2 protein-coding genes and 2 pseudogenes are annotated in these 4,305 nt (G+C 58.9%); 2 read left to right on the plus strand and 2 right to left on the minus strand.

The window, feature by feature from the left end; translation table 11 throughout:
- Nucleotides 1–10 precede the first annotated feature (10 nt).
- Together AACS18_RS20400 and AACS18_RS20405 are read right to left on the minus strand one after the other, a co-directional pair.
- Nucleotides 11–1,299, minus strand: a pseudogene (locus tag AACS18_RS20400) (L-cysteine desulfidase family protein).
- Between the two features lie 22 nt (nt 1,300–1,321).
- Nucleotides 1,322–1,705, minus strand: coding sequence for a Rid family detoxifying hydrolase (locus AACS18_RS20405; protein WP_005344164.1), 384 nt, complete (start codon nt 1,703–1,705; stop codon nt 1,322–1,324).
- 251 nt (nt 1,706–1,956) lie between these two features.
- On the opposite strand from AACS18_RS20405, the gene AACS18_RS20410 reads away from it, so the two are divergent.
- On the plus strand, nt 1,957–3,252 hold the full coding sequence (locus AACS18_RS20410; RefSeq protein ID WP_005334398.1) for an amino acid permease: 1,296 nt from the start codon (nt 1,957–1,959) through the stop codon (nt 3,250–3,252).
- Between the two features lie 204 nt (nt 3,253–3,456).
- Nucleotides 3,457–4,305: pseudogene (locus AACS18_RS23655) on the plus strand (methyl-accepting chemotaxis protein); the annotation flags it as partial.

Here is a 4,305-nt window from a genome sequence, read left to right on the forward strand (position 1 = left end):
GACAGGGACATCAGGCGGACATGATATCAATAATGGTGCTGTCTGTGGCAGACATGCCCTCCTTCACCATCTGGCCGACGTTGCGGATGGTCTGATCCACGTCGCCGGCGACGATCCCCTGCCCCGACACCGAGTGACTGTTGAGGGCCATCAGGAAGCCGCGCACTGCCGCGCCGGAGGAGGTACTCACCTTCATGGCGCAGGAGGCCTTCGCCCCGTCGCACACCATGCCGGCACTGTCGCTCAGTACATTCTGGATGGCGAAGCAGGATTGCTCGAAGCTGCCGCCCGCCAGATAGACCATGGCCATGGAGGCGGCCGCGCTGGTCACGGTATTGCCACAGAAGGCCGACAGCGGCGGATAGTGGGACTTGATATAGATGGCGCCCAGATGGCTCATGATGAGGGCGCGAGCCAGCTGCTCTTCGCTGGCCGCAAAGCGCTCGGCAATCACCATCACCGGAATGGTGGCGGCAATGCCCTGGTTGCCGCTGCCGAAGTTGCTCATAGCTGGCAGGGTCGCCCCCCCATCCGGGCATCGGAGGCAGCCGCCGTCATCATCACGATGCGGTTCATCACATCCTCACCGATTAGACCGGCATTGATGTTCTGCTGCATGGTGCGGCCAATCTCCAGGCCATAGGGGTTGTTCATCCCCTCGGCAGAGAGCTTGCCGTTGAGCTCGGAGGCTTTGAGGATGAACCTGATCTGCTCGAACTCCACCTGAGTGGCGAACTCGTAGATGGCGGCGATGCTGATATCGACGCCATCGCAGATGGAACCGGTGGCGCCGCCCTGGCTCTGATCGGCGGTGAAGGTCACCTCGCCATCGCGGCGCTGCTCGACGATGCGGGTATGACCGCCGCACAGGGTCACTTCGGCACTGTGCTCTTCACCCTTGTCATCAGAGCCATAAACGGTCACGCGGCAGAAGATAAACTCGGGGGCGGCGGTGCGGCTCACGTGCACTTTGCCAGCATCGATCAGCTGCTGGGCACGATCCACCTGTTCTGGCTGGATCGCGGCCAGCACCTCCAGCCCGGCATCAGCGTTGCCGCCGATGGCACCGGCCGCGGCCGCAATGGCCAGACCGATCTTGCCGGTGCCCGGCACATAAACACCCATCGAGTTTTTATAGAGATTGTCCGACACCGCAACCTCGAGGCGACCGGGCTCACAGCCCAGTTGCCGGACGGCGACAGCCGCGGCATAGGCGGCGGCGATTGGCTCGGTACAACCCAGCGCTGGTTTGACAACCTGTTGAATAATCTGCAGATACTGCTGCCACGCTTGTTTCATCACTTGAACCTTTTTATCAGCATTAACGAGCGATATGGGCGATCGCTTCCACTTCAACCTTGACGCCCATCGGCAGATCCTTCACTGCGAAGCAGCTGCGCGCCGGACAATCTTTCTGGAAATAGGCTTTATAGACCTCGTTGAACGCGGCAAAATCGCTGATCTCGGCGAGGTAGCAGGTGGTTTTGAGCACGGTATCCAGCGAGCCGCCAGCGGCTTCCAGCACGGATTTCAGGTTTTCCAGTGACTGGCGGGTCTGGGCGGCAATCCCCCCTTCCACCACACCACCCTGCTGCTTGCAGACCGGCAACTGACCGGAGGTAAAGATAAGGTCGCCATAGGCAGTGCCGTGGCTGTAGGGACCGATAGCGTCAGGTGCCGCTGCTGCTGTGATGATGCGTTTCATATAGCCACTCCTGTTTGTGCAATTTTTTTTGCAATCATGAATCTCATTCCGTTCAACATTATTTGCTTTTTATTTTATCCGTTCAACAAAAAGATACAAAAATGGCGTTTAAAGGCACCTTTCGGCCTCAATATAAACCGTGATCACCATCCTGATTTGAACAAAAGTACTCTTATGGGCATTGTTTATGACAGTTTCATTCAACTATATTTGCGCCGATTTCCCACATCCCTACAAAAAAGAAGGTTTTAATGGACGCGCATAGCACTACACTCGCCAGCCCCGTGATGGGCACGCTGGAATGGAAAGAAGCGGTTCGCTTCGACAGCACCGACTGGGGCTGGATCATCATGAGCATCGGCATGGCCATCGGCGCGGGGATCGTCTTCCTGCCGGTACAGGTGGGTCTGATGGGCTTGTGGGTCTTTCTGCTCTCGGCGGTGATCGGCTACCCCGCCATGTACATGTTCCAACGCCTCTTTATCAACACCCTGGCCACCTCGCCGGAGTGCAAGGATTACCCCAGCGTCATCACCGGCTACCTTGGCAAGAACTGGGGTGTGCTGCTCGGTGCCCTCTACTTCGTGATGCTGGTGATCTGGGTCTTCGTCTACTCCACCGCCATCACCAATGACAGCGCCTCCTTCCTGCAGAGCTTCGGCGTCACCGACGGCCTGCTCTCCGAAAACCCGCTCTACGGTCTGGTGCTGATCTGCGGTCTGGTGGCACTGGCCTCGCGCGGTGAAAACCTGCTGTTCAAGATCTCCACCTTTATGGTGCTGACCAAGATCAGCGTGGTGGCCGTGCTCGGCCTGATGATGGTGGACAAGTGGGATGCGGCCAACATCACCGCCATGCCCGCCGCCGGTGACTGGATGAAGGATGCCATCATCATGCTGCCCTTTACCCTCACCTCCATCCTCTTTATCCAGAGCCTGAGTCCCATGGTGATCTCCTACCGCTCGCGGGAAAAGTCGCTTGAAGTGGCCCGCTTCAAGGCGATGCGCGCCATGAATATCGCCTTCGGCATCCTGTTTGTGGTGGTGTTCTTCTACGCGGTCTCCTTCACTCTTGCCATGGGCCACGATCAGGCGGTTAAAGCCTCTGAAGAGAATATCTCCGCGCTGGCCATGGTAGCCCAGGGGATGCCCGGCCAGACTCTCAAGCTCCTGAGCCTCACCCTCAACATCTTTGCGGTAATGACCGCCTACTTCGGCGTTTATCTGGGCTTTCGTGAAGCCTGTCAGGGTCTGGCGATGAACCTGCTGCGCCGCGTCATGCCGGAAAACCGCATCAACAAAGGATTGGTGGGCAAAGGGATCATGGTGTTCACCGTCATGCTCTCCTGGGGTGCCATCGTGCTCAACGCACCGGTACTGAGCTTCACCTCTATCTGCAGCCCCATCTTCGGCATGGTGGGTTGTCTCATCCCGGCCTATCTGGTCTATCAGGTACCGGCACTGCACAAGTACAAGGGCACCTCCCTCTACATCATCATCGTCACCGGCCTGCTGCTCTGCGTCTCGCCCTTCCTGGCGTTCAACTGATCGGTTGCAAGCGGATAGTCCCTTATCGGCCACGGGTCACCTTCGGGTGGCCCGTTTTCTATTGGCTCGGCTGACGGCGCTCCCGCCCGAAAGTAAAAAGCCAAGGGGATCACAACTTGCAACCGGCCATCACCCAAGGGAGGCCGCTCGGAGTACTATTCAGGCAACACGACTCACGCCCGCACTCCGGTATCGAGGCTTAACATGAAATGGATTTTCAACCCCGCCATCCGGCTGGGCAATCAGCTCTCCTTCAAATACAAATTCCTGCTCTGGTCCTGCCTGATGCTGCTGCCACTGGCGTACAGCATGACCAATCTGCTGGGGCGGCTGCAGGATGACAACGCGCAGGCCAACCGGGAGCTGGCTGGCGTGGTCAATCTCGCCCCCGTGCCCGCTATCGAGCAGGCCCTGCTCACCCATCGCAATCTGGTGACCCGTCACGCCCATGAGGTGGATCCGGTCGGTGATGACCAGGTCAAAGCAGCTGCACAAGCCGTTGATCAGAGCCTGCAAGCCTTTGCCGACACCCGCCAGAACAACCCCTCCTTTGAGGTGATCCAGCAGGGCTGGGCCGCCCTGCAGAGTGAAGCAGGCAAGCTGGAAGTGGAGCAGAGCAACCAGCGCCACGACAAGCTGCTGACCGAGGTGCGCCACCTCTACAAGCATATTACCGCCAGTAGCAGCCTGATCCAGGATCCGGCGCTCGGTACCTACTACATGGTGATCCTCGCCAGCGAGCGGTTGCCGCAGCTGCGCGACCTGCTGGCTCAGGTGCGGGATCGCGCCGCCACCATCGCCGATTTCGGCCTGTTTCAGGCCGAGGGCTACAGCGGCCTGCGTTTTCGTCTCGACCTGATCAGCGCCACTCTGCAAGAGCTGGAGGCCGATCTGACCCTGCTCTACCAGATTGAACCGGCCTACCGCGCCGAGCTGGGTCAGCAGACCGATGCTCTGATACAGCTGGTGCGTCAGGGGGTCGAGACCATGGAAAACAAGATGATGAAGGATCAGCTGGTGCAGCTCTCCACCAAGGAGGTGCAAGCACTGGGG

Origin of the sequence: Aeromonas sp. HMWF015 (assembly GCF_963878965.1) — a bacterium.
In the GTDB taxonomy this organism is placed as follows: domain Bacteria; phylum Pseudomonadota; class Gammaproteobacteria; order Enterobacterales; family Aeromonadaceae; genus Aeromonas; species Aeromonas veronii.